The sequence below is a fragment of the Thioclava sediminum genome (assembly GCF_002020355.1).
In the GTDB taxonomy this organism is placed as follows: domain Bacteria; phylum Pseudomonadota; class Alphaproteobacteria; order Rhodobacterales; family Rhodobacteraceae; genus Thioclava; species Thioclava sediminum.
The window spans coordinates 453,704-477,758 of record NZ_MPZV01000003.1 but is presented as its reverse complement, the minus strand read 5'-3'; the positions used below and the strand labels follow the sequence as shown (position 1 = coordinate 477,758).

Here is a 24,055-nt window from a genome sequence, read left to right as displayed (position 1 = left end):
GCGTTCGATTGACCAATGGGCAGGGGCAGGGCGCATTTTTTGAAATTGCGGCTTTTACCGGAGCGCCGCCTCCGTCATCGTGAAATCGCGAAGACTTATTGCGGGAGCGAGACTTATGGCGATCCATGCCAGTATCTATCACCTGACCCATTACACCTATGACCGCCCCGTGACGCTCGGCCCGCAGATCATTCGCCTGCGGCCTGCGCCGCATTCGCGCACCCGCGTGATCTCGCATTCGCTCAAGGTCTCGCCCGGCGGGCATTTCGTGAATCACCAGCAGGACCCCTATGGCAACTGGCTCGCGCGCTTTGTCTTCCCCGAGCCGGTGACCGAGCTGAAGATCGAGGTGGACCTGACGGCGGACATGACCGTCTACAACCCGTTCGACTTCTTCACCGAGGAATTCGCCGAGGAATGGCCCTTCGACTACCCCGAGGAGCTGCGCGACGACCTGTCGATCTACCGCACCCCCGAGCCGGAAGGCCCGCTGCTGGCGCAGTTCATCGGCGAGATCGACTACACGATCAAAGGGACGGTCAATTTCCTCGTCGCGCTGAATGCGCATATCTCGAAGGTGGTGGATTACACGATCCGCATGGACCCCGGCGTGCAGACGCCCGAGGAGACCTTGCAGAAACGCTCGGGCTCGTGCCGGGACAGCTCGTGGCTGCTGGTGCAGGTGCTGCGCCATCTCGGCTTCGCGGCGCGGTTCGTCTCGGGCTACCTGATCCAGCTGAAACCCGATCTGGAGGCGCTCGACGGGCCGTCTGGCACCGATCACGACTTCACCGATCTGCACGCGTGGTGCGAGGTGTTCATCCCCGGCGCGGGCTGGATCGGTCTGGACCCGACGTCCGGATTGCTGACCGGCGAGAGCCATATCCCGCTGGCGGCCACGCCGCATTTCCGCAATGCCGCGCCGATCTCGGGGGGCTTTTCCTCGGTCGGCAGCCCGGAGGTAAGTTTCGCCTTCGACATGACGGTGGACCGGGTGGCCGAACATCCGCGCATCACCAAGCCGTTTTCCGACGAGGCCTGGGACCGGCTCAATGCGCTGGGGCGCAAGGTGGATGAGAGCCTGAAGGCGGGCGATGTGCGCCTGACCATGGGGGGCGAGCCGACCTTCGTTTCCATCGACGATTTCGAGAGCGACGAGTGGAACACCGCCGCCGTCGGCCCGCAAAAGCGCGCGCTGGCCGATGAGCTGATCCGGCGGCTGCGGGATCGCTTCGCGCCGGGCGGTTTTCTGCATTACGGGCAAGGCAAATGGTATCCGGGTGAGAGCCTGCCGCGCTGGACCTTCTCGCTCTACTGGCGGCGCGACGGCAAGCCTATCTGGCGCGACGAGGATCTGATCGCCAAGGAGGGCGACAAGACCGGCGCGGGGCCGGAAGAGGCGGGCACCCTGATGCGCGGGATCGCGGAGCATCTGGGGATCGAGCCCGATCACGCCCAGCCCGCCTATGAAGACCCGGCCGAATGGATGCTGAAAGAGGGCAACCTGCCGGAGAATGTCACGCCCGATGACAGCAAGCTGAAGAACCCCGAGGATCGCGCGCGCTTCGCCCGCGTCTTCAATCGCGGGCTGGAGACGCCCACGGGTTACATCCTGCCGGTGCAGCGCTGGCAGGCCAAGGCGCAGCCCGGCCATCGCTGGCGCTCGGAGAAGTGGAAGACCCGGCGCGGCAAGCTGTTCCTGATCCCCGGCGACAGCCCCGCGGGGTTCCGTCTGCCGTTGGGCGCGCTGCCCTATGTGCCGCCCGCGCAATATCCGTATCACTACGTCACCGACACCTCGCTGCCCAAAGGCGATTTGCCCGACTTCCATGCAGAGATGGAGAAGGCCGCCGAGAAGGGGCTGGTCGACAAGCCCACGGAGGAACACAGCCAGCCCGTCTCCGAGGCGCAATCGGGCGAGCCGGGGCAGAGGATCGTCGAGCAGGATCTCGATACCATCGACGGCGTCGTGCGCACCGCGATCTCGGTCGAACCCCGCGACGGGCGGCTTTGCGTCTTCATGCCGCCGACCGAAGATCTGGAGGATTACCTCGAACTGATCGCCGCCGCCGAGGAAAGCGCCAAGGCGATGGGGCTGCCGATCCATATCGAAGGCTACGCTCCGCCGCATGATCCGCGCCTCAACGTGATCCGGGTCGCGCCCGATCCCGGGGTGATCGAGGTGAATATCCATCCCGCCCATAGCTGGGAGGATTGCGTCGCCACCACCGAGGCGATCTATGAAGAGGCCCGCCAGTCGCGGCTGGGGGCCGACAAGTTCATGATCGACGGGCGCCATACCGGAACGGGGGGCGGCAATCACGTGGTTGTCGGGGGAGAGACGCTGCTCGACAGCCCCTTCCTGCGGCGTCCCGATCTGCTGAAATCGCTGATCCTGATCTGGCAGCGGCATCCGTCGCTGTCCTACCTGTTCTCGGGCCTCTTCATCGGCCCGACAAGCCAAGCCCCCCGGATCGACGAGGCGCGGCACGATACGCTCTACGAGTTGGAAATCGCGCTGAGCCAGATCCATCCGCCCGAGGCTGGCAATGTGCCGCCGCCGTGGCTGGTGGACCGTCTGCTGCGCAACATGCTGACCGATGTAACCGGCAATACCCACCGCGCCGAGATCTGCATCGACAAGATGTATTCGCCCGATGGGCCCACGGGGCGCCTCGGCCTCGTCGAGTTCCGCGGCTTCGAGATGCCGCCGGACCCGCGCATGTCGCTTGCTCAGCAACTGCTGCTGCGCGCCATCATCGCGCGGTGCTGGAATGCGCCGGTAGAGGGGCGTCCGGTGCGTTGGGGGACGGTGCTGCATGACCGCTTCATGCTGCCGCATTACCTGTGGGAGGATTTCACCGATCTTCTCGCCGACCTGCGCCGTCACGGTTTCGATCTCGATCCGCAATGGTTCGAGGCGCAATCGGAGTTCCGCTTCCCCTTCTGCGGTCAGATCGAGGCGGAAGGCGTGCATCTCGAGATCCGTCAGGCGTTGGAGCCGTGGCATGTGTTGGGAGAGACCGGGGCCATTGGCGGTACGGTGCGCTATACCGACAGCTCGGTCGAGCGTTTGCAGGTGAAGATGACCTCGCTCCATCAGGACCGCTACAAGGTGATGTGCAACCGGCGTCCCGTGCCGCTCGCTCGGACGCAGGAAAGCGGTGTCTCGGTCGCCGGGGTACGCTTCAAGGCGTGGCAACCTGCCGAGGCGCTGCATCCGACGCTGCCGGTCAATGCGCCGCTGACCTTCGACATCTATGACGATTGGACGGGCAGGGCGATCGGGGGCTGTGTCTATCACGTGGCCCATCCGGGGGGACGCAACTACGATACCTTCCCGGTGAACGGCAACGAGGCGGAAGCCCGCCGATTGGCACGCTTCGAGGGGCATGGTCATACACCGGGGGCCTATCGCCCGGAACCGGAGACCCCCCATCCGGAGTTCCCCCTGACGCTTGACCTGCGACGTCCTGTCGGGCTGAGTTGATCCGAGCCTAACGGAGACCCGATGCAAAGCCCCAATACGTCCGACGCTGAGAGCCCGCTTGAACAGCACCCGCTTCTGGCGGGCTATGCGCCTGTGCCGGGCGTGGCCGACGAGCTGTTCGAACGCTCCGGTGCGATGCGGCGCGTCTGGCGGCCCTTCGTGGAGAAGTTCCTGCAGCTCGAGCCGGGAGAGATTCCACAGCGATTCGAACGTGCCAATCAATACCTGCGCGATGCGGGCGTCTATTACCGGCAATATTCCAATGATGTGCTGGCCGAGCGCGAATGGCCGCTGAGCCATATCCCCGTCGTGCTGCATGAAAGCGAGTGGTCGGGCATCTGCGAGGGGCTGGCACAGCGCGCCGATCTGCTGGAGGCGGTGATGGCCGATCTCTACGGGCCGGGAAATCTCGTCTCGAACGGGCATCTGCCGCCCGAACTGATCGCAGGCAACGCGCATTGGATGCGCCCCATGGTGGGGGTGGAGCCCAAGGGGGGGAATTACCTGCATTTCCTCGCCTTCGAGATCGGGCGCTCGCCGGACGGGTCGTGGTTCGTGCTCGGGGATCGGACGCAGGCGCCCTCGGGGGCGGGCTTCGCGCTGGAGAACCGTATGGCCACGGGGCGCATCTTCCCCGAAAGCTTCCCGCGCGACCATATCCATAAGCTCGCCACATTCTTTGGTGACTTCCGCGCCGCGCTAGAGACGCTGGCGGGGCGGGGCGAAGGCGATATGCGCCGCGCCGCGATCCTGACGCCGGGCCCGGCCAATGACAGCTATTACGAGCATACCTATATCGCGCGCTACCTTGGCCTGTCGCTTCTCGAAGGCGAGGATCTCCTGGTGCAGAATGGCGAGGCGATGGTGCGCACGATCGAGGGGCCGCAACCCTTGGGCGCGCTCTGGCGGCGGATGGATGCGGGCTTCGTCGATCCGCTCGAGATGGACCCTGACACCCAGATCGGCACGCCCGGCCTGATGGAGGCGGTGCGCGAAGGCAATCTCGCGATGGTCAATGCGCTGGGCGCGGGCGTACTGGAGACCCGTGCGCTGATGGCCTTCCTGCCGAAGATTTCGCGGGTGCTGACGGGACAGCCGCTCGCCATGCCCAATATCGCGACATGGTGGTGCGGCGGCGCGTCCGAGCGCGCCCATGTCCGCGCCAATGCCGAGACCATGATGATTGGCCCTGCGATGGCGGTGAACCTGCCCTTCGATCTGGATGCCGCGACCGCGCTGGGCGGGCAGTTCCGCTCCGGCGCGGAGGCGCCGATTGCGGATTGGCTGGAGGCCGAAGGGCGGCATCTGGTGGGCCAGGAGGCGGTGACGCTGTCCACGACGCCCGCATGGCATGACGACGGGCAGGGCGGCGGCTCGGTCCGGCCCTGTCCGATGACGGTGCGGGTCTTCGCCGCGCGCACGCCGCAGGGCTGGCAGTTCATGAAGGGCGGCTATGCCCGGATCGGGCCGGAAGGCGATGCGACTGCGCTGTCGATGCAGCAGGGCGGCGCCGTGGCCGACGTCTGGATCGTCTCGGACAAGCCGGTGCCCTCGGCGAGCATGGCGCCGCGCCAGACCGGCACTTTCCGCCGCAAGATCCCCGGCACGCTTCCTGCGCGTGCCGCCGACAACCTCTATTGGCTCGGCCGCTATATCGAGCGCTGCGAAGACTCGATCCGGGTGATCCGTGCCTATCACCTACGCCTCGCCGCGACAGGCAGCCCGGAAGACGAGCGGTTGGCCCGTCTGGCGCAGTTCCTCGGCGCGCACGGGTTCGATATCTCGCAACCCGTGCCGGATGCACTTTTGCAGCGGCTCGATGCGGCGCAGGCCTGCGCGTCGAAAGTGCGCGACCGGTTCTCGACCGATGGCTGGCTGGCGCTGAAGGACCTGTCGAAAACCGCCCGCGGGATGGTGAGCACCGCGCGCCCCGGCGACGATACGGCGCGCGCGATGGGGGTGCTCCTGCGCAAGATCACCGGCTTCTCCGGTCTCGTGCACGAGAACATGTATCGCTTCGAGGGCTGGCGCTTCCTGTCGATCGGGCGGGCGCTGGAACGCGCCGACGGGATTGCCGCGCTGCTCATCCGTTTCACCGCGGAGGATGCGCCGGAAGGCGCGCTCGATCTGGCGGTGGAGGTGGCCGACAGCGTCATCACCCACCAGCGCCGCTACCGCGTGCGCACCAATCTGGAGACGGTGCTGGACCTGCTGGTGCTCGACGCCGCCAACCCGCGCGCAATTCTGTTTCATCTCAATCGGTTGAAGGGGCTTCTTGATGAGCTTCCCGAGGCCGAGGTGGCCGGGCGTCCGGGCGATCTGCTGCGCGCGCTGATGCCGTTGCGCACCCAGCTCTCGGTGATCGAACCCGAGGAGGTCACGCCCCAGATGTTGCAGCAGATCCGGTCGGACCTGTTCCGGCTCTCCGATCTCGTGTCGCAGAAATATCTGAGGTAAGCGAATGCGTTACGAGGTGAAGTTAAAGCTGAGCTACCGGTATAACGCTCCCTCCGATCATGCGCGGACGCTGCTGCGGGTGCTGCCGTCGGACATTGCGGGGATGCAGACGGTCACGTCGCGCCTGCTCAGCTTCGATCCGCCACCCGATGAGCGCCACGACTCGCGCGATTTCTTCGGGAATACGATGACCTCGGCGGTCTGGCACGCGCCGATCGCGGAGATCGGCGTGACCCTTAACGCCAAGATTGACCGTGGGCTCGCGGAGCCGGGGCTGGACCTGTCCTCGCCGCGCGAGGAGTTGGCGCAGGAAATCGCCCAATTCCGCAGCCTCGCGCCGAATGCGCCGCATCATTTTCTCGCGGCCTCACGCCGTGCAGCGCCGACGAAGGAGATGACGGAGTTCGCTCAGGCGCAGTTGCAGCCAGGCCAGACCGCGCGCGGCGCGATCGAGGCGGTGGGCCGCGCGTTGCATCGTGAGATGCGCTTCGATGCGGGCGCGACCGATGTGAACACGCCCGCAGCCGAGGCTTTTGCGAACCGCCACGGGGTCTGTCAGGATTTCAGCCATATCATGATTTCCTGCCTGCGCGGGGTAGGGATCCCGGCGGGCTATGTCTCGGGCTTCCTGCGCACCTATCCGCCGCCCGGCCAACCGCGTCTGGAAGGCGCGGACGCAATGCATGCCTGGGTGCGCGCCTGGGCGGGCGCCGAGACCGGCTGGGTCGAGTTCGACCCGACCAACAATCAATATGCGGGCGAGGATTACATCACCGTCGGCTACGGGCGCGACTATGACGACGTGCCGCCTTTGCGCGGGGCGATGCGCGGCGCGGGCGGTCAGCAAAGCGCGCAGGCGGTGGATGTGATCCCGCTCGATTGAGCCTGCGCAACCCCGGCGCGCGACTGTGCGGCGCGCCGAAGGATTCGCACGAAAGCTTCACTGGCTCGTGACCCGCGACGTCGCGGCATTCATTGACCACGTGATCAAAGCACGATTTACTCCTCACCAGTTTGTGTTTGAACCGTCCCACGATGTCGCGCCCGCGCGACCGGAGGGGGCGGCAGCACTCACGAAAAGACCAACCAACAGGAAGGACAGACCATGACCATTCGCTCGATGCTTTTGGCGGGGGCTGCCGCGGTGATGATGACCGCAGGCGGGGCCGGCGCCAAGACGCTCGTCTATTGCTCGGAAGCGTCGCCGGAAGGCTTCGACCCCGCGCCCTATACCGCGGGCACGACGTTCGATGCCTCCTCGAAGCCGGTCTACGACCAGCTCGTCGAATTCAAGCCGGGCACGACCGAGATCGAACCGGGCCTCGCAGAAAGCTGGGACGTGTCCGATGACGGGCTGACCTATACGTTCAACCTGCGCAAGGGCGTGAAATTCCACTCGGTCGAGGGCTTCACCCCGAGCCGTGATTTCAACGCCGATGACGTGATTTTCTCGTTCGACCGTCAGGGCAACAAGGACAACCCCTATTACGCTTACGCGCCGGGCGTTTCCTATGAATACTATGCCGGCATGGACATGCCGACGATCATCAAATCGATCGAGAAAGTCGACGATTACACGGTGAAGTTCACCCTGTCCGAGCCGAACGCGCCGTTCCTTGCTGACCTCGCGATGGACTTCGCGTCGATCATGTCGAAGGAATATGCCGACAAGCTCGCCGGCGAAGACCGCAAGGCCGACATCAACAACGTGCCGGTCGGCACCGGTCCGTTCTCCTTCGTGGCTTACCAGAAGGACGCCGTGATCCGCTACAAAGCGAACCCGGACTACTTCAAGGGCAAGACCCCGGTCGACGATCTGATCTTCGCGATCACCCCCGATCCGGCGGTGCGAATGCAGAAGCTGCAGGCGGGCGAATGCCAGATCATGCCGTACCCGTCGCCGGCCGACATTCAGGCGCTCAGGGACGACTCGAACATCAAGGTCGACGAGCAGCCCGGTCTGAACGTGGCTTACCTCGCCTACAACACCACGCAGGCTCCGTTCGACAAGCCGGAAGTCCGCAAGGCGCTGAACATGGCGATCAACAAGGACGCGATCATCGACGCGGTCTTCCAGGGCGCTGGCCAGGTTGCCAAGAACCCGATCCCGCCGACCATGTGGTCCTATAACAAGGACATCAAGGACGACGCCTACGATCCTGAGCAGGCTAAGAAAATGCTCGACGAGGCTGGCGTGAAAGATCTCGAGATGAACATCTGGGCGATGCCCGTGCAGCGGCCCTACATGCCGAACGCACGCCGCACCGCGGAGCTGATGCAATCGGATCTCGCCAAGGTCGGCGTCACCGCGAACATCGTCTCCTACGAATGGGGCGAGTATCTGAAGAAGTCGAAAGATCCGACCCGTGACGGTGCGGTGATCCTCGGCTGGACCGGCGACAATGGCGACCCGGACAACTTCCTCGCGGTTCTGCTGGGCTGCTCGGCGGCTGAAAGCGGTGCGAACCGTGCCTTCTGGTGCGATCAGAAATTCGACGATCTGATCACCAAGGCGCGTCAATCGAGCGATCAGGCCGAGCGTACCAAGCTCTATGAGCAGGCTCAGGAAGTCTTCAAAGAGCAGGCGCCGTGGGACACCATCGCCCACTCGACCGTGTTCATGCCGATGTCGACCAAAGTCAGCGGCTACGTGATGAGCCCGCTGGGCGGTCACGACTTCTACGGGGTGGACATCTCGGAGTGATCCTGAGAATACCCGCGTGATTGGGGCGTCCGGGAGACCGGGCGCCTCGCAATACTTTTAGGGGCCAAACATCGGAGACCGATGACCGCTGGCGCAACTGGGTGCGGCGGGCAGGGGCTCCCCACAGGTTCCGAAGAGAACCGCAAACAGGACCGGTGACATGTTACGTTTCATAATCGGCAAGATCCTCTGGCTGATCCCCACGCTGATCGGCATCACGATCGTGGCCTTCGGGTTCGTTCGGGTGCTGCCCGGGGACCCGGTGCTGCTGATGGCAGGCGAGCGCGGGCTGAGCCCCGAACGCCATGCCGAGCTGGCGCATCAGCTCGGCTTCGACCGCCCGCTCTGGCAGCAATATCTCGATTTCATCTGGCAACTCGCCCATGGCAATCTCGGCGACAGCCTCGTGACCCACAAGCCGGTGCTGGGTGAGTTCTTCGCGCTCTTCCCGGCCACGCTGGAGCTGGGCGTCTGCGCGATGTTCCTCGCCGTCGTGATCGGCGTGCCGATCGGCGTGCTGGCCGCGATCAAGCGCGGCTCGTGGTTCGATCAGGCGACGATGGGCACCGCGCTCGTGGGCTATTCGATGCCGATCTTCTGGTGGGGCCTGCTGCTGATCATCCTGTTCTCGGGGATCCTGCAATGGACGCCGGTCTCGGGGCGCATCTCGCTGATGTATTACTTCCCCAACGGGACGGGCTTCATGATCTGGGACGCGCTGATGTCGGGGCAATCCGGCGCGCTGGCCTCGGCGCTGAGCCACCTGATCCTGCCGGCAGTCGTGCTGGCGACGATCCCGCTCGCGGTGATCGCGCGCCAGACCCGTTCGGCGATGCTCGAAGTGCTGGGCGAGGATTACGTGCGCACCGCGCGCGCCAAGGGGATGCCGCCGCGCCGCGTCGTGGGCGTCCACGCGCTGCGCAATGCGATGATCCCGGTGATCACCACGATCGGCCTGCAGGTCGGTATGCTGATGGCGGGCGCGATCCTGACCGAGACGATCTTCTCCTGGCCGGGCATCGGCAAATGGATGGTCGATTCGATCTCGCGGCGTGACTACCCCTCCGTGCAGGGCGGGCTGTTGATGATCGCGCTGATCGTGATGTTCGTGAACCTGATCGTGGACCTGCTCTACGGTCTGATTAACCCGCGTATCCGGCATAGGTGAGTGACATGTCCGAAGTGACCGAAACCGATATTCCGGCCGGCACGCGCCGCGCGCAATTCGCCGAGTTCTGGTTCTATTTCAAAGAAAACCGTGGGGCCGTGATCGGTCTGGTGGTGTTCGCCCTGATCGCGCTGGCCGCGATTGCTGCACCGCTGATCTCGCCCTTCGATCCCGACACGCAGTTCCGCGACGCGCTTCTGGCGACGCCGCTGACGCATGATGCCAACGGCACCTTCCTGATGGGCACCGATGCGGTCGGGCGCGATATCCTCTCGCGTCTGCTGTTCGGCGCGCGCTTCTCGCTGTTCATCGGCGTGATGGTCGTGCTGCTCGCGCTCTCCGTGGGGGTGATCCTCGGCCTGCTCGCCGGTTGGTTCGGCGGCTGGGTCGATACCGTGATCATGCGGGTGATGGATATCATCCTCGCCTTCCCGTCGCTGCTCTTGGCACTCGTCTTCGTGGCGGTGCTCGGCCCGGGGCTGATCAACGCGATGATCGCCATCGCCATCGTCTATCAGCCGCATTTCGCGCGCCTGACCCGCGCGGCCGTGCTGTCGGAGAAAAACCGCGATTACGTCATGGCCGCACAGGTCGCGGGCGCGGGCCATATGCGCCTCATGTTCCGCACGGTGCTGCCGAACTGCCTCGCGCCGCTGATCGTGCAGGGCACGCTGAGCTTCTCGAACGCGATCCTCGACGTGGCGGCCCTTGGCTTCCTCGGCATGGGTGCGCAGCCGCCGACCCCGGAATGGGGCACGATGCTGTCGGAAGCGCGCGAGTTCATCCTGCGCGCGTGGTGGGTCGTGACCTTCCCGGGTCTCGCGATCCTCGTGACCGTGCTGGCGATCAACCTGATGGGCGACGGCCTTCGCGACGCGCTCGATCCGAAACTGAAGCGGAGCTAAGCCAATGTCCTTGCTGAAAATCCGCAATCTCACCGTCGAATTCGACACCGCCCAGGGTGCGTTCCGCGCCGTGGACGGGATCGATGTCGAAGTCTCGGGCCGCGAAGTGCTCGCCATCGTGGGCGAATCCGGCTCGGGCAAATCGGTCTCGATGCTCGCGGTGATGGGGCTTTTGCCGCCCACCGCGACGATCACCGCCGACGAGATCACCTATGACGGGCGCGACATGCTGAAAATGTCGGGCCGCGAACGTCGCCAGATCATCGGGAAAGAAATCTCGATGATCTTTCAGGAGCCGATCTCCTCGCTCAACCCCTCCTTCACCTGCGGTTATCAGGTCGAGGAAGTGCTGACGCGTCACCTCGGACTGAAGGGCAAGCATGCCCGCAAACGCGCGCTGGAGCTGTTCGAACAGGTGGGCATCCCCGATCCCGAACGGCGGCTGAACAGCTATCCGCACCAGCTTTCGGGCGGGCAGTGCCAGCGCGTGATGATCGCTATGGCCATCGCCTGCAAGCCGCGCCTGCTGATCGCCGACGAGCCGACCACCGCGCTCGATGTGACGATCCAGAAGCAGATCCTCGATCTGCTGATGAGCCTGCAGGAAGAATACGGCATGGGGCTGATCATGATTACCCATGACATGGGCGTCGTGGCCGAGACCGCCGACCGCGTCTCGGTCCAGTTCAAGGGCCGCAAACTGGAGGAGGCCGATGTGCTCTCACTCTTCGAGAACCCGCAGCATCCCTACACCCGCGCGCTTCTGGCCGCGCTGCCGGAGAACGCGACCGGGGACCGTCTGCTGACCGTCGCCGATGGCTGGGAGGGCGTGCAATGAGTGTGATCCTCGAAGGGCGCGACATCACGCGCGACTACATCGTCTCGGGCGGGTTCCTGCGCGGGGCGAAGACGATCCGGGCGCTGCACGGCATCTCCTTCTCGCTCGAGCAGGGCAAGACGCTGGCCATCGTCGGCGAATCCGGCTGTGGCAAGTCCACGCTGGCGCGCATCCTGACGCTGATCGACCCGGCCAATTCGGGCGATCTGTATATTCAGGGCGAGAAGATCGACATCAAGGAAACCAAGGTGACCTCCGCGCTGCGCGCCAAGGTTCAGATCGTTTTCCAGAACCCCTATTCGTCGCTCAACCCGCGCCAGAAGGTGGGCGAGGTTCTGACCGAGCCGCTGATCATCAACACCGACATCCCCGCCAAGGAGCGCCGCAAGCGCGCCGAGGAGATGCTGGAGAAGGTCGGGTTGGAGCGGCAGCACTACAACCGCTACCCGCACATGTTCTCGGGCGATCAGCGCCAGCGGATCGCGATTGCGCGCGCACTGATGCTGAACCCGCAGATCCTCGTGCTGGACGAGCCGGTCTCGGCGCTCGATCTGTCGGTGCAGGCGCAGGTGCTGAACCTGCTCAAAGACCTGCAGGACGAGTTCGACCTGTCCTATATCTTCGTGAGCCACGATCTCTCGGTCGTGCGCTATTTCGCGGATGAGGTGATGGTGATGAATGCGGGCGAGGTGGTGGAATACGCCTCGCGCGATCAGATCTTCGCCAATCCGCAGCACGAATATACCAAGACCCTGCTGGCGGCGACGCCGATCGCCGATGTCGAGAAGATCCGCGAGCGGGTCGAGCGCCGCAAGGCGTTCTTGGCTGCGGAGAGCTGAGGGCAGGGCGGCTTCTTAGGGGGGCGCTTGGAGTTAGGAAATGGGCCCGGGGCGATGCGCCTCGGGCCTTTTCGTTTTGTGCGGGGGTTGCAGCCCATACGTTGGCCCGGGCGACCAGCCCGGGCCGCGCCCGATCCTCCCCCGGGAGGGCGCGTTGGCGTTGTCATCGCGAGCATCACCGACATGCGGGCTTGAGAGATAAACCGCCAAGCCACAAGCGCATCAACGCGCCCACCCAAGGCTCGGGCGCGTCCCTCTTCGCCAAACACAAGCGCCCCCTGCGCCGCGACGCGCGGCGCGTTCGCCGCTGAAGCCTTCCACTGGAAGCCTTCCGAGACACGGCTCACCCCAAGGCTCGGGCGCGTCCCTTATCTCCCCGACCACGCCGGCGCGCGCTTCTCCAGGAAAGCCCGCGCGCCTTCGGCTGCGTCCTCGCTCGCCATCACGGCTTTCAAGGTCCGCGCATTCTCCTCCCAAAGCGGGTCGACCGCGCGGCGCTCGATCTCGCGCGACAGGCGCAGGGTCTCGCGCAGGGCCAAGGGCGCGTTCTTCGCGACCTCCTCGGCCAGCGCCAGCGCCGCGTCAAACGCTTGCCCGGCCTCGGCGCGCCGGGCGATCAGGCCCAGATCCCACGCTTCCGCCGTGTCGAACAGCCGCCCCGTCAGGAGCAATTCGCGCGCCCGGGCCGGGGGGATGAGGCTCGCCAACCGCAGCGCGCCGCCCGCGCCCGCCACCAGACCGCGCAGCACCTCTGGCAGGCCGAAGCGGCAGCCCTCTTCGGCGACGATCATGTCGCAGCCCAAGGCCAGTTCGAACCCGCCTGCGAGTGCGGCGCCGTGGCAGGCGGCGATGATCGGCTTGCTGCGGTGGGATTCCGTCAGGCCGCCGAAACCGCCTTCAGCAAATAGTAACTCCTCGACCTTACCTTCGGTGAAGGCGGCGAGGTCCATCCCTGCGCAGAACACTGCGCCTTCGCCGCGCAGGATGCCGATCTGCAGCGCGTCATCCGCTTCCAGACGGGCCACCGCCTCGGCCAGGGCGTGGCCGGCCTCGGCATTGATCGCGTTGCGCCGCTCGGGGCGGTTGAGGGTGATGATCGCGATATTGCCGCGGGTCTCGAACAGGACGGGGCTCATAGGGCGGGCTCCTTGGGTAGGCGGGCGCGTAGCGCGTTGCGGATGATCTTGCCGGTGGTGGTCACGGGCATGTCGTCGATCACGTAGATCGCGCGGGGATATTCGTATTTCGCAAGCCGCGCGCGGACATGGGCGGCAAGGTCTTCGCGCAGCGCCTCGGTGTCGGCATGGCCGGGGCAGAGCGTGACGAAAGCCGCGACGATCTCGCCGCGTAGCGGATCGGGCTGGCCCACGACGCCCGCCATCTGCACCGCCGGATGCGAGATCAGGCAATCCTCGATCTCGGCGGGGCCCACGCGGTAGCCGCCGGTCGAGATGATGTCGTCGTCGCGCCCCTTGAAGCGCAGCCGCCCACCGTCGCCGGTGATGCCCCTGTCGCCGGTCAGCAGCCAGCGCCCCTCGAGGCCGGTCACGAATTTCGCCTCGGTCGCCTCGGGTTGGTTGAAATAGCCAAGAAACATCACCGGATCGGGCGCGCGCACGGCAATCGCGCCTTCTTCGCCATCGGGCAGAACCTGACCTGTCTGGCTGTCGATGATCGCGACCTCATGGCCCGGCACCGGCCAGCCCATCGCGCCGGGTTCGGGCGCATCGAGGCTCGCGGCGGACGACACGACCATGTTGCATTCGGTCTGGCCGTAGAATTCGTTGATCGTGACGCCAAGCGCCTTGCGCCCCCAGTCGAGGAGTTGCGCGCCGAGCGGTTCACCCCCCGAGGTGACCGAGCGCATGTCGAGGCTCCACGTCAGGCTCTCGGGGTCGGCCTTCATCATCTTCAGCGCGGTCGGCGGCAGGAAGGCGTTGCGCACGCGCAGCCGCCGGATCAGATCGGCGGCCGCCTGCGCCGAGAACTTGCGGAAACGGCAGGCCACGACCGGCACGCCGTGATGCAGCGCGGGCAGCAGCACATCCAAGAGCCCGCCGATCCACGCCCAATCGGCGGGCGTCCAGATCCGGTCGCCCGCCTGCGGCAGGAAATCATGGCTCATCTCGACGCCGGGCAGGTGGCCCAACAGCACCCGGTGGGCATGGAGCGCACCCTTCGGATTGCCCGTCGTGCCTGAAGTGTAGATCAGCACGCCGGGGGTCTCGGCGCTGGTATCGACGGGGGTGAAGTCGGGCGAGGCCTCGGCGAGGGCCGCGTTAAAATCGGCCACGCCTTCCGCGCCGGTCCCGCCGTCGTCGGTGACGAAGACGGTCTGCAGATCGGGCAATTCGGAGCGGATCGCGGCAATCACCTCATAGCTCGCCGGGTCCGTCACCAGCACCCGCGCGCCGCTGTCGCGCAGCCGGTGCAGCAGGGCCTCGGGGCCGAATAGGGTGAACAGCGGCAGCGAGACGCAGCCCGCCTTGAAGGCCGCGATATGGGCGATGGCGGTCTCGCGGCGTTGCGGCAGCAAGATCGCCACCCGGTCGCCGGTCTCACGACCATCGCCGCCCACGCCCAGCCCGGCCAGCACATTGGCGAAGCGGTTCGACGCCGCGCGCAACGCGCCGAAACTGGTCTCGCGCACCGCGCCGTAGCCATCGTCGTCGACCTCGATCAGCGCGACGCGGTCAGGCTCGCGCGCGGCCCATTTGTCGCAGGTGTCGACGCCGATATTGTAGCGCTCGGGTATGTCCCATCGAAACGCAGCCCGCGTGGCCGCGTAATCCTTGCCGCGTGACAGCACCGGCTTTCCTCCCAATTTGCAAGCGGCGCGGGGGCCGCTCTCCTCCGCGCGCTACCAAAGCGCGCAGAGCCGGGAATGTCCATCTCTGCTCACGGGCTCGTGAGGGGCGCCTCGGGCGCAAGCCGCCCCGCCGCCAGCGCGCTCAAACCCACCATCACCGTCGCGGTGATCATCACGGCACCCAGCCCGCCCATCTGGTAGCTCAGGCCCGACAGCAGCGTGCCGATCAGCCGCCCGCCCGCATTGGCCATGTAGTAGAAGCCCACATCCATCGTCACCCGCTCGGCCTGCGTGAAGGCGAGGATGAGATAGGAGTGGAGCGACGAATTCACCGCGAAGATCGCGCCGAAGGCCAGCAGGCCCACGACCAGCACGGTGCTGAGCCACAGCGACGGCGTCGGGTCGATCAGCACGGCGGCGCTGAGGAGCGCAGGCACCGCGAGCAGCGCCAGCGCCCAGTGCCGCGCGGCCCCGATCAGCGCGCCCTCGGGGCGGGATTGGGCCTTCAGGATGCGCGGGGCGGCGGCCTGCACCGCGCCATAAAGGATGATCCAGAGCGCCATGAAGGTGCCTACGAGGAAGAAGGCCGCGCGGTCGCCTGCATGTGTGCCGTCCGACAGGACCGCGTAGAAATAGATCGGGATACCAACGACGAACCAGACGTCGCGCGCGCCGAACAGGAAGACCCGCGCCGCCGACAGCCAGTTCACATTGGCCGATTTCGAGAAGACTTCCGAGAATTTCGCGCCCTTGCGCCCGCGCGGCAGGCCCGGCGGCATCGCCACCACGATCGCGGCGAGGATCAGCGCCAGCACCACCGCCATCGCGACCACCGCGTAATCGAAGCCGAGCGCGGCCAGCAGCACCGCGCCGAGCAGGAAACCCACGCCCTTCACCGCATTCTTCGATCCGGTCAGCACCGCGACCCATTTGAAAAGCCCGCCCTTGCCGGTGGGCGCCAGCAGCTTCACCGCCGATTTCGACGACATTTTCGCAAGGTCTTTCGCGACCCCGCTGAGGCCTTGCACCACCATCACATAGGCGACGGAGGCCCCGATCGCCCAGGACGGGTTCAGTTGCGCCAGCGCGATCAGCGCCACGACCTGCAGCGACAGCCCCGCATAAAGCGTCGAGACCAGCCCGAACCGCGCCGCGATCCAGCCCGCCGAGAGGTTCGTGACCATCCCCGCCACTTCGTACAGGATGAACAGGTAAGCCAGCTGCACCGGCGAAAACCCGAGCGTGTGGAAATGCAGCAGCACCAGCATCCGCAGCGCGCCATCGGTGAGCATGAAGGACCAATAGGCCGCCGTCACCGCGATATAGGCGGAGAAGCCCTCGGGGCGGCTGGCGGGGTTGTCGGTCACAGGGACGCCCCCACCATCAGCGCGACATCGGCCAGTCGGTGGGCATAGCCCATCTCGTTGTCATACCACGCATAGACCTTCACCTGCGTGCCGTTCACCACCATCGTCGAGGGCGCGTCGATGATCGAGGAGCGGATGTCGTTGGTGTAATCCGAGGATACGAGAGGGCGCGTCTCGTAGCCGAGGATGCCTTTCAGCGGACCTTCCGAGGCGGATTTGAACAGCGCGTTGACCTCTTCGGCGGTCGTTTCGCGCTCCACCTCGAAGACGCAATCGGTGAGCGAGGCGTTCAGCAGCGGCACCCGCACGGCATGGCCGTTCAGCCGCCCCTTCAGTTCGGGATAGATCAGCGTGATCGCGGTGGCCGAGCCGGTCGTCGTCGGGATCAGCGAATTGAGCGCCGAGCGCGCGCGACGCAGGTCTTTCGCGGGGCGGTCCACGATGGTCTGAGTGTTGGTCACGTCATGGATCGTGGTGATCGCGCCGTGCTTGATCCGCAGGTTTTCGTGGATCACCTTAACCACCGGGGCGAGGCAGTTCGTGGTGCAGCTGGCGGCCGTCACGATGCTATGCGCAGTCGGATCGTAGGCGTCATTGTTCACGCCATAGACGATATTCGCGGTCGGGCCGTCCTTCACCGGGGCCGAGACCACGACTTTCTGCACGCCAGCGGCGAAATAGGGGGCGAGCGCGGCTTCGGATTTGAACACGCCGGTGCAGTCGATCACCACGTCGACCCCGTCGAGCGGCAGGTCTTCGATCTTGCGCGTGCCGATGAAGGGCAGGCGGGTGCCGTCGATGGTGACGCTCTCCGCGTCGCTCGCGAACTCCGCGTCCCAGCGGCCATGCACGCTATCGAATTCCAGCAGATGCGCCTGCATCGCCGCATCGCCCACCGCGTCGTTGATCCATGCGATCTTCGCGCCGCGTTCCAGCAGCGGCTTCAAGGCGAGTTTCCCGATGCGGCCGAGGCCATTGAGGGCGTAGGTGGTCATGGTCGTTCCTTCAGTTGCGGCCGATGTCATCGACGGCGGATTGCAGCGCGATGCGGTCGAGCGTTGTCAGCGGCAGGGCGGCGAAGGCCTCGATCCGGCGGTGAAGCGCGCCATAGGCCTGCTGGAAGGCCAGCGCGCGCTCGGCCTCGGTGCCGGTCGCCTTTACCGGGTCCGCCATCCCCCAGTGACCGCTGATCGGCTGGCCCGGCCAGGGCGGGCATTCCTCGTTGGCGGCGAGATCGCAGACGGTGAAGACGAAATCGAGCGGGGGCGCGTCCTCGCCCTGAAACTCCGAGATGGTCTTCGCCCGCAGCGGCGTCACGTCATGGCCCTTGTCGCGCAGCACCTGCACCGCGAAAGGGTTCAGTTCGGAAGAGGGCTTGGTTCCCGCGGAATAGGCGTTGAACCGGTCACCCGCGCGGTCTCGCAGGATCGTCTCGGCGAGGATGGAGCGCGCCGAATTACCGGTGCAGATGAACAGCACGTTGAATTTCCGGCCCGCCGCAGATCGGGTCATCGCAGAGTCTCCGCTGGGATCGGGCTGCGCGAGAGGGGAGCAGATATCGGGGCGGCCCTGACAGCAGTCGATCAGCAGCGCGTCGAAGAGGCTGCGCACGGTCTCCATCTCGATCCCGTAGCGCAGCGAGGTGCCCGCCCGCGTCTGACCGATCAGCCCGACCTCGCTCAGCGCTGCGAGATAGGCCGACAGCGTCGAGGGTTTCAGCTCCAGCGCCGCGCCGATCTCCCCGGCGGGCAGCCGGTCGGGATACCGGCGCATCAAGAGCCGGAAGATCGCTAGGCGTTGCGCATGGCCCAGCACGGTGAGCCGCTGAGGTGTCATCTGATCCATATTTCGAGGTTTTACGAAATAAGAGAGTCGGATCAAGTGAAGCTTTGATGACAGGGCGCCTTACACGCGTGAGTTGTGAACAATCCCATCAAAACGCCCGTGATATAAACGCAGCCGGAAACACTCACAAATTCGTGAAGAGCCAAGGAAATAGGGCTGAAACGAGACTTCCCCTGCGTCATGCAATTGCAGAATCCCCAGCAAAGCAAAGAGAACAAACGCATTTTCGCATCGCAACCGGGAGGGCAAACTGCACCGAAAACGGCAATTATGGTCGGTCTGCCATAATTTCTGCCGCATTTCGGACATGACTGGGCAAGAGAACTTTAAGCACGAACCGACCCAGCCGGTGCGTCGCCAAGAAGGGGGCGCGCGCCGTCCCTGTAACATTGGTGGTCGCGGTCGGCATGGGCGTGCCGGACCGTGTGTCACCCAAAAATCCGCATCGCCCCTGCGGAAAAGGAGAGCTCCCTCGTGTATGAAGCGAATTCCATCTTTGATTGGCATCGCCGTGGTTTCGAGGCGCTCAATTCTTACTGGGAGACGCTCGACCAGCTTGAACAGGCCGTAAAAGACGTCTCGGACGCCGATCTCGGATTCGTCGAAGACCAGCTCGACACCGTTCTCGAGATGATCGACGCGTTCGAGCCGACCGTCAGCGTCATCGGCCAGGTCAAAGCGGGAAAAAGCACCCTTCTCAATGCGTTGATCGGCAAGCCGGGAATGCTGCCCTCGGATGTGAACCCGTGGACCTCGGTCATCACGGCGCTGCATCTGAACGCGCGCCACCGCCCGATGGACACGCGCGCGCTGTTTCGCTTCTTCGATCGCCACGAATGGGATCGGCTTGTGGCGACCGGCGGGCGTCTGGGCGAGATGGCCAACCGCGCAGGCTTCGAGACCGAAGCCGAGAGCGTGCGCAAACAGGTCACCGCGATGCGCGACGCGACCGAGGCGCGCTTGGGCGAGCAATTCGAGGACCTTCTGGGCACCAGCCGCGCGTTCCCGACGCTCGATAAGGCGGTGCTCGATCAATATATCTGCTACGGCGATCCCGACGATCTGGCCGAGGGCGCCAGTGAGGGCACCTATGCCGATCTGACGAAATCCGCCGATCTCTATCTCGATCTGCCGCATCTGCCGCGGGGCCTGTGCCTGCGCGACACGCCGGGTGTGAACGACACGTTCATGATGCGCGAGCAGATCACGCTGAACGCGATCGGCGACAGCCGCGCCTGTATCGTCGTGCTCTCGGCCCATCAGGCGCTGACGACGATGGATCTGGCACTTCTGCGTATCATCTGCGCGATTGACGCGCGGGAAGTGGTGATCTTCGTCAACCGCATCGACGAGCTGGAGGACCCGCGCGGGGCGCAGACCGCGATCCGCAACTCGATCCGCAAGACGTTGGGGCGCATGGGGTTGGGCGAGGAAATCGAGATCCTGTTCGGCTCGGGCTACTGGGCCAATTGCGCGATGGGCGATGTGAACGAGATGGCGCCCGCCAGCCGCGCCGCGCTGGAGAAGATGACCGGCACCACGCCCAGCAGCGAGACCGAGCTACGCCAGCGCGCGATGGAAGCCTCCGGGATCGGTGCGCTGATGCAGGCCGTCGTCACCCGCATCGTCGACGGGCCGGGGCAGGCCGTGCTGGGCGATGTGCAGGACGAACTGGAGCGCATCATCGAGCGCGCCGAGACCGTCGATAGCGTCGCGCGCGTGGCCGATCCGTCCACCATTCTCAGCGAGTCGAAATTGATGCTCCGCCTCGCCGAGATCGAGGAAGAGGCGGTCTCTGCCTTCAATAACGAGGCGGCGGGGCTGCGGGCCGAACTGCGCGAGCGGCTCGACCGGGCGCAGGAGCAATTCGTGGCTTCGGCGCTGGAGGCGCTGCAATCGCATATCGACACTTATGGCGAGATCGGCGCATGGACCCACGACCCGACCGCGCTGCGCATGGCGATGAAGACGGCTTTCGCGTCGAATTGCGCGCGGCTGCGGCGCAAGGGGGAATCGGCGCTCGATATGGTCAGCGACGGGATCGACAGCTTCCTCGCCGCCGAGTTCGGCGTGATCCGCGAGGCCGATGTCAGCCGCTTCCCCGAACAGCCGCAACATCGCGCGCCGACCGTGCTGGCGCGGATGATCACGCTGGATATGCAGGGCGCGTGGTGGCGGCGCTATTGGCGCTTCAACCGCAAGGGGGCGGCGCAGGCGCGCTATCGCGAGGTGATCATCGCGGAAACCACGCCTCTGATCGAGGATCTGATGACCGAGTATTTCGACCCCGCCATCGCGCGCAGCCGCGAGATCGTGGAGCGCTTCGCCTTCGATCAGGGTCAGTTCTGCAAGGCGGTGCGCGAGCGCTGCCTGTCGGGCGCGTCCGGTCACGATAAGGAAAGGCTCTCGGCATGAACTCGATGCGCAAACGCGAACGCCCCGACTTGCCGAACCTGTCGAAAGCGCAAGCCCCGCAGGCCGCACCGAAACCGCGCAAGCTGCGGGTTCTGGTCGCGGGCGAGTTTTCGGCCGGGAAGACCAGTCTCATCAACGGGTTGCTGGGCGAGAAAGTGCTGCCCTCGCATGTCACCGCGACCGCGCTGCCGCCGATCTGGCTGGTGCGCGGCGGGGACCGGGCGCAGCTTTGGATCGACAAGGAAGAGGTCGCGCGCCCGCTCGCCGATCTGGCGCAGCTCAATCTGGAGAAGGCGCGCTATTGCGTGATCGCCCATAACGCGCCGATCCTCGATCGGATCGACATCATCGACACGCCCGGTTCGTCGGACCCGAACATGCCGATGGAAAGCTGGCAGCGGATGCTGCGCTATGCCGATCTGGTGATCTGGTGCACCAACGCGACGCAGGCGTGGCGGCAAAGCGAGAAGGCGGTTTGGGACGAGATGCCCGAGGCGCTTCTGGCGCAGCCGATGCTGGTCGTGACCCATGGCGACCGTCTGCCCGACGAACGCACCCGCGCGCGACTGATGCGCCGGGTCGAGCGCGAGGCGGGGGAGGTCTTCCCGACGATCCGTCTGGCCGCGCTGACCGAGCCTTCGGACGTGGCGCAGATCGCGCGCGAGATCGAGCGGCTGGTCGGGCAGATCGACAAGCCTTCGGGAGCCGCGAATGAGACGGTCGCGAAATTCGTGGGCGAGCGCGACGTGATCGCCTTCCCGAAACCGCGCACGCCGGTCAAGCCGCGCCGTCTGCGCTCGGCGCGTCTGGTCAAGGCGGAAAGCGCGGAACTGCCGGAGGTGACGGATGCCGAGCCGTTGATCCTCGACTCGCCGCTGCCCGAATACCCGCCCCTGGAGCGCACCCCGGCGTCGGGTTCGGCTCGCGCGCTGTGGGAGGAACTCACGGCGGGCCACGCCTTCACGGATGCCGCGGATGTCCTCGACCATGTCGAGCATCTGCTTGATCGGCTGGATGCCGAAACCCCGACCGAATCCGAGCCAGCCTACGCGAGCAAGAGGACCAAGCCATGAAGATTGCCCCGCAACTGCGTAAGGAACTCGACTTTCTCAACGGCGCGCTCGACCGGATCGAGGCCTCCGTCGAACGAAGCGCCCGTCCGCGCATCCGCGATCTGCGCTTGCGGCTGCATGACTGGGCCGCGCGCGTGGCGGTGATCGGGCAGGTGAAGGCGGGCAAATCGACCTTCCTCAACGCCTTCCTGCATCAGCATGACTTCCTGCCCTCGGACGTGAATCCGTGGACCTCGGTCGTGACGAATATGCGCATCAACCTGCCCGAAGACCCGGTGACGGGTGCGCGGTTCGAGTTCTTCTCGGAGGCAGATTGGGACGAGATCATCAATGGCGGCACCCGCATCCGCAAGCTGACCGAAGAGCTGCTGCCGGGGTTCGACACCGACATCCTGCGCGAGCAGTCCGAGCAGATGCGCCGCCGCGCGCAAAGACGTCTCGGCAAGCATTACCAGATGCTGCTGGGTCAGCATCACGATTACGACTTCCTCGCCCCCGATCTGCTGCAACGCTATGTCTGCGCAGGGCCCGGGGCGGATGACGGGCTGGAGCGCGAGGCGCTTGGCCGCTATGCGGCGCTCACGAAAAGCGCCAATATCTACATGCGCTTGCCCGAATTCCAGGTGCCGACGATCATCACCGATACGCCCGGCGTGAACGACCCGTTCCTCGTGCGCGACGAGTTCACCTGTCGCTCGCTCGACCGCTCGGACGTGTTCATCATGGTGCTCTCGGCGCATCAGCCGCTGACCGATGTCGACCTCGCCCTGATCCGCATCCTCGCCAAGCAGGACGACAAGGATGTGCTGATCTTCCTCAACCGGATCGACGAGCTGGACGATTACGCGGTCGAAGTACCCCGCGTGATCGCCGATGTGTCGCGCCGTCTGCGCGCGGCGATCCCGGAAATCGACTTCAAGATCGTCGCGGGCAGCGCCTATCTCGCCGATCTGACCCAGCGCTCCGACGAGGAAGCCGCCTGGGCGCGCGCCGAGATGGATTCGATGGAGCTGGCGCAGTACCTGTATTCGCGCTTTGGCCGCGTGCCCGAAGACCCGATCGACCGGCTGCTGCTGGCCTCGGGCGTCGAAGAGGTCAAGCATGTGCTCTCTGCCGTGATCGACGGTGGGGTGGGGCGTCAGCAGCTCGCCCAGCTGCGCGGCGATCTGCGCGCGGAGCTGTCGGGGATGCAATTCGTCGCTCGCCGCGAACGCGACACGCTGCAGATGCAGATCGAGAGCATCCGCTCGGACGTGGCGGAGGCTGCGATCGAGGAAATGAGCAGCGAGATCGCGGCGACGGAAGCGCTGCGCGGCGCGCTCGAAAACCATGTCGAGAGCGCCGAGCATCAGATCGAGGCGGTGCTCAACCGCGGCTGGTCGGCGCTGGAGACCCGGCTCAACAAGAGCATCGAGGATTTCGTCCTGAGCCAGCGCGACCGGTTCGAGGATGTCCTGCGCACCAACCGGATCCGCGACGGCCGTCCGCCGCGCAGCTTCGAGACCGACACGACCGCGCTGCAGATCGCGCTCGAACGCGAGGTGACGAAAAGCTACGCCCGCTCGCGTGCGGCCATCGACGTGCTGCTCGACAATGCGATCCATGCCTGCCGCACCACGGTCGCGGACCGGTTCGACGATCCCAGCGAAGAGATCGACCTGTCGGATATGCCGCATGACACCTTCACCTCGACGCTGACACTGACCCGGCGCGCGCTGCGCATCAACTTCGCGCTGGAGCGGGGCTGGGCCTTCTGGCGCGGTCCGACCGTGAATATCGACAAGACCCTCGACGGGTTGCGGATCGTGGCGGCGGAAGAGCTGCGCCCGGCGGTGGAGAAGATCCTGCAAGCCTATGGCGAGGCGCTGGTGGAACGCGCCAGCGCAGGCGGCTCGCGGCTGCGGGTGATGGTGCGAATGATGGAGATGATCGTGCGCGAGCGGACCTTGCAGCTCAAGCAGGAGCGGGCCGAGTTGGAACGGCTGGCCCGTGATCCGCAGATGCAAAGCCGCCTGGCGTCCCGGATCCAGAGCAAGCTGGAAGTTCTCGAACGACGTCTGATCAATCTCGGGGCGATCGAGAGCGCCGTCAGCAGCACCATGATGCCGCGGCGCAAACCCGCGACGCGCGCAGCGTGAGGGCGAA

Annotated in this window: 16 protein-coding genes; 11 read left to right on the top strand and 5 right to left on the bottom strand. The window is 65.5% G+C overall.

The features are described from left to right. The first annotated feature begins 115 nt into the window (after window positions 1-115). The 8 genes from BMI91_RS14545 (at window position 116) to BMI91_RS14510 (ending at window position 12,401) form a co-directional block, all read left to right on the top strand. Window positions 116-3,490: a transglutaminase family protein gene (locus tag BMI91_RS14545; protein ID WP_078605606.1), complete on the top strand. Its 3,375-nt coding sequence runs from the start codon at window positions 116-118 to the stop codon at window positions 3,488-3,490. A gap of 21 nt (window positions 3,491-3,511) precedes the next feature. Further along, the gene (locus tag BMI91_RS14540) at window positions 3,512-5,947 is read left to right on the top strand and encodes a circularly permuted type 2 ATP-grasp protein (RefSeq protein WP_078605604.1); all 2,436 of its coding nucleotides are present in this window, start codon (window positions 3,512-3,514) and stop codon (window positions 5,945-5,947) included. A 4-nt stretch (window positions 5,948-5,951) separates the two neighbouring features. Beyond that, window positions 5,952-6,830 (top strand): transglutaminase family protein, encoded by an 879-nt coding sequence (locus tag BMI91_RS14535; RefSeq protein WP_078520876.1) that lies wholly within the window; start codon window positions 5,952-5,954, stop codon window positions 6,828-6,830. A gap of 222 nt (window positions 6,831-7,052) precedes the next feature. Then, window positions 7,053-8,651, top strand: coding sequence for an ABC transporter substrate-binding protein (locus BMI91_RS14530; protein ID WP_078605602.1), 1,599 nt, complete (start codon window positions 7,053-7,055; stop codon window positions 8,649-8,651). A gap of 160 nt (window positions 8,652-8,811) precedes the next feature. Next, window positions 8,812-9,819: an ABC transporter permease subunit gene (locus BMI91_RS14525; RefSeq protein ID WP_078605600.1), complete on the top strand. Its 1,008-nt coding sequence runs from the start codon at window positions 8,812-8,814 to the stop codon at window positions 9,817-9,819. A gap of 5 nt (window positions 9,820-9,824) precedes the next feature. Next, window positions 9,825-10,724, top strand: coding sequence for an ABC transporter permease subunit (locus tag BMI91_RS14520; protein WP_078520873.1), 900 nt, complete (start codon window positions 9,825-9,827; stop codon window positions 10,722-10,724). Between the two features lie 4 nt (window positions 10,725-10,728). Beyond that, window positions 10,729-11,562: an ABC transporter ATP-binding protein gene (locus tag BMI91_RS14515; protein ID WP_078520872.1), complete on the top strand. Its 834-nt coding sequence runs from the start codon at window positions 10,729-10,731 to the stop codon at window positions 11,560-11,562. After that, on the top strand, window positions 11,559-12,401 hold the full coding sequence (locus tag BMI91_RS14510) for a dipeptide ABC transporter ATP-binding protein (RefSeq protein WP_078605598.1): 843 nt from the start codon (window positions 11,559-11,561) through the stop codon (window positions 12,399-12,401). Before BMI91_RS14515 ends, BMI91_RS14510 begins: the two co-directional genes overlap by 4 nt. A 368-nt stretch (window positions 12,402-12,769) precedes the next feature. On the opposite strand, the gene BMI91_RS14505 is transcribed toward BMI91_RS14510, so the two are convergent. From BMI91_RS14505 to BMI91_RS14485, 5 genes are all read right to left on the bottom strand, one after another. Further along, window positions 12,770-13,537 carry a crotonase/enoyl-CoA hydratase family protein gene (locus BMI91_RS14505; RefSeq protein WP_078605596.1) on the bottom strand — a complete coding sequence of 256 codons (768 nt, stop codon included), beginning with the start codon at window positions 13,535-13,537 and terminating at the stop codon, window positions 12,770-12,772. Continuing rightward, complete coding sequence (locus tag BMI91_RS14500) at window positions 13,534-15,210, bottom strand: AMP-binding protein (RefSeq protein WP_078605594.1); 1,677 nt, start codon at window positions 15,208-15,210, stop codon at window positions 13,534-13,536. The genes BMI91_RS14505 and BMI91_RS14500 overlap by 4 nt, the downstream gene beginning before the upstream one ends. 89 nt (window positions 15,211-15,299) lie before the next feature. Continuing rightward, window positions 15,300-16,577 (bottom strand): organoarsenical effux MFS transporter ArsJ, encoded by a 1,278-nt coding sequence (gene arsJ / locus BMI91_RS14495; protein ID WP_078605593.1) that lies wholly within the window; start codon window positions 16,575-16,577, stop codon window positions 15,300-15,302. Continuing rightward, the gene (locus BMI91_RS14490) at window positions 16,574-17,572 is read right to left on the bottom strand and encodes an ArsJ-associated glyceraldehyde-3-phosphate dehydrogenase (protein WP_078605591.1); all 999 of its coding nucleotides are present in this window, start codon (window positions 17,570-17,572) and stop codon (window positions 16,574-16,576) included. Before BMI91_RS14490 ends, arsJ begins: the two co-directional genes overlap by 4 nt. 10 nt (window positions 17,573-17,582) lie before the next feature. Next, entirely contained in the window at window positions 17,583-18,422 is an 840-nt protein-coding gene (locus BMI91_RS14485; protein ID WP_078605589.1) for an arsenate reductase/protein-tyrosine-phosphatase family protein, read from the bottom strand. A gap of 474 nt (window positions 18,423-18,896) precedes the next feature. Between BMI91_RS14485 and BMI91_RS14480 the strand changes: the two genes are divergently transcribed. Genes BMI91_RS14480 through BMI91_RS14470 form a run of 3 tightly spaced genes read left to right on the top strand, consistent with a single transcriptional unit; the run spans window position 18,897 to window position 24,048 of the window. Further along, on the top strand, window positions 18,897-20,837 hold the full coding sequence (locus tag BMI91_RS14480; protein WP_078605587.1) for a dynamin family protein: 1,941 nt from the start codon (window positions 18,897-18,899) through the stop codon (window positions 20,835-20,837). Then, window positions 20,834-21,910 (top strand): dynamin family protein, encoded by a 1,077-nt coding sequence (locus BMI91_RS14475; RefSeq protein WP_078605586.1) that lies wholly within the window; start codon window positions 20,834-20,836, stop codon window positions 21,908-21,910. Before BMI91_RS14480 ends, BMI91_RS14475 begins: the two co-directional genes overlap by 4 nt. Next, complete coding sequence (locus BMI91_RS14470; RefSeq protein ID WP_078605584.1) at window positions 21,907-24,048, top strand: dynamin family protein; 2,142 nt, start codon at window positions 21,907-21,909, stop codon at window positions 24,046-24,048. The genes BMI91_RS14475 and BMI91_RS14470 overlap by 4 nt, the downstream gene beginning before the upstream one ends. Window positions 24,049-24,055: the final 7 nt, after the last annotated feature.

Excerpts from the sequence above, each read along its gene's own strand:
- BMI91_RS14545 (WP_078605606.1), top strand. The coding sequence starts at position 116 with ATGGCGATCCATGCCAGTATCTATCACCTGACCCATTACACCTATGAC.
- BMI91_RS14540 (WP_078605604.1), top strand. The coding sequence starts at position 3,512 with ATGCAAAGCCCCAATACGTCCGACGCTGAGAGCCCGCTTGAACAGCAC.
- BMI91_RS14535 (WP_078520876.1), top strand. The coding sequence starts at position 5,952 with ATGCGTTACGAGGTGAAGTTAAAGCTGAGCTACCGGTATAACGCTCCC.
- BMI91_RS14530 (WP_078605602.1), top strand. The coding sequence starts at position 7,053 with ATGACCATTCGCTCGATGCTTTTGGCGGGGGCTGCCGCGGTGATGATG.
- BMI91_RS14525 (WP_078605600.1), top strand. The coding sequence starts at position 8,812 with ATGTTACGTTTCATAATCGGCAAGATCCTCTGGCTGATCCCCACGCTG.
- BMI91_RS14520 (WP_078520873.1), top strand. The coding sequence starts at position 9,825 with ATGTCCGAAGTGACCGAAACCGATATTCCGGCCGGCACGCGCCGCGCG.
- BMI91_RS14515 (WP_078520872.1), top strand. The coding sequence starts at position 10,729 with ATGTCCTTGCTGAAAATCCGCAATCTCACCGTCGAATTCGACACCGCC.
- BMI91_RS14510 (WP_078605598.1), top strand. The coding sequence starts at position 11,559 with ATGAGTGTGATCCTCGAAGGGCGCGACATCACGCGCGACTACATCGTC.
- BMI91_RS14505 (WP_078605596.1), bottom strand. The coding sequence starts at position 13,537 with ATGAGCCCCGTCCTGTTCGAGACCCGCGGCAATATCGCGATCATCACC.
- BMI91_RS14490 (WP_078605591.1), bottom strand. The coding sequence starts at position 17,572 with ATGACCACCTACGCCCTCAATGGCCTCGGCCGCATCGGGAAACTCGCC.
- BMI91_RS14485 (WP_078605589.1), bottom strand. The coding sequence starts at position 18,422 with ATGGATCAGATGACACCTCAGCGGCTCACCGTGCTGGGCCATGCGCAA.
- BMI91_RS14475 (WP_078605586.1), top strand. The coding sequence starts at position 20,834 with ATGAACTCGATGCGCAAACGCGAACGCCCCGACTTGCCGAACCTGTCG.
- BMI91_RS14470 (WP_078605584.1), top strand. The coding sequence starts at position 21,907 with ATGAAGATTGCCCCGCAACTGCGTAAGGAACTCGACTTTCTCAACGGC.